2 protein-coding genes are annotated in these 1,341 nt (G+C 69.1%); both read left to right on the plus strand.

Annotation, left to right across the window (positions count from 1 at the left end; genetic code table 11):
- The first annotated feature begins 94 nt into the window (after positions 1-94).
- A complete protein-coding gene (locus ACF073_RS41485; protein ID WP_392076752.1) occupies positions 95-928 on the plus strand; it encodes an IS5 family transposase in 834 nt (277 codons plus the stop codon).
- A 71-nt stretch (positions 929-999) separates the two neighbouring features.
- Complete coding sequence (locus tag ACF073_RS41490; RefSeq protein ID WP_392076751.1) at positions 1,000-1,329, plus strand: hypothetical protein; 330 nt, start codon at positions 1,000-1,002, stop codon at positions 1,327-1,329.
- The last annotated feature ends 12 nt before the right edge of the window (positions 1,330-1,341 follow it).

Below are 1,341 nucleotides of genomic sequence, written 5' to 3' on the forward strand. Positions count from 1 at the left end.
CTAGGGGGTGTTTTAGAAGTGGGCTTCGTTGTTCGCCCTGCGCCGTGATGATCGCGGTGTGGGGCGAGGGGATCTTTCTGACGAGCAGTGGGCGATGCTGGAGCCGCTGTTGCCGGTCGCGGTGTTGGGGCGACCGTCGCTGGGTCGGCGGAGGCTGATCGACGGGATCCGGTGGCGGGTGCGGACCGGTGCTCCGTGGAGGGACCTGCCGTCGGAGTACGGGCCATGGCAGACGGTCTATGGGCTCTTCCGCCGCTGGCAGCGTGACGGCACCTGGCCCGAACTGCTGACCCGACTGCAGGCCCGGGCGGACGCGGCGGGGCTGATCACGTGGGAGGTCAACGTGGACTCCACGATCTGCCGGGCCCATCAGCACGCCGCGGGCGCCCGGCGCGACGGCCAGGCTCAGAAGGAACCGCCCGGCGGCACCCGCACCGAGCCGGACGACCACGGTCTGGGGCGGTCCAGGGGCGGCTTCACCACCAAAATCCACCTGGCCTGTGAACAGGGTCAGCGCCCGCTGTCGTTGCTGGTCACCGCAGGCCAGCGCGGTGACAGTCCTCAGTTCACCGCCGTGCTGGAAGGCATCCGGGTTCCCCGCACCGGACCGGGCCGCCCGCGTGTCCGCCCGCTGCGGGTGCGGGGCGACAAGGCGTACTCCTCACGCGCCAACCGGGCCTACCTGCGAAAGCGCGGCATCCGATGCACCATCCCGGAGCCGGCTGACCAGGTCGCCAACCGCAAACGACGAGGGAAGGCCGGCGGACGGCCTCCGCTCTTCGACCGCGCGGACTACAAGGCCCGGCACGCGGTCGAGTGCGGGATCAACCGGCTCAAGCGCAACCGGGCGGTGGCCACCCGGTTCGACAAGCTCGCGGTCCGCTTCGAGGCCACCGTCCTGATCGCCGCGATCGGCGAATGGCTGTGACGGTCCGGGCTGCCGGTTCTGCATGCCATGCTGACGACGGCCGAGGCGAATAGCGCGAGGGAGAGACGGCGATGGGGGCTCAGCACTACGGCGCCGACAGCGAGAACGGCGACCGCATCGACGACCCCTCCGAGGACGCGCTGTTCATGATGATCAGCGACCTCAACGACTCCGACAACACCTTCGTCGTCGTCCAGCCCGACGAGGACGACCCCGTCTGGTTCGCCTCCGTGGCCGTCCTGGACGAAGGCGGCTTCGAGATCGTCCGCCGTGACACGGTTCGCAACGAGCACGAGGTCACCACGGCAACCAGCATCAACGACATCGCCCGCGACCTCACCATCTGGTTGGCCGCCCGCGACTTCCCCCGACGGCCAACCAAACAGGGCAGCGATTTCTAAAACACGCTCTAG

Source organism: Streptomyces sp. NPDC015171 (genome assembly GCF_043079545.1).
In the GTDB taxonomy this organism is placed as follows: Bacteria; Actinomycetota; Actinomycetes; order Streptomycetales; family Streptomycetaceae; genus Streptomyces.

Coding starts and splice junctions, on each gene's coding strand:
- ACF073_RS41485 (WP_392076752.1), top strand. CDS start 95: ATGCTGGAGCCGCTGTTGCCGGTCGCGGTGTTGGGGCGACCGTCGCTG.
- ACF073_RS41490 (WP_392076751.1), top strand. CDS start 1,000: ATGGGGGCTCAGCACTACGGCGCCGACAGCGAGAACGGCGACCGCATC.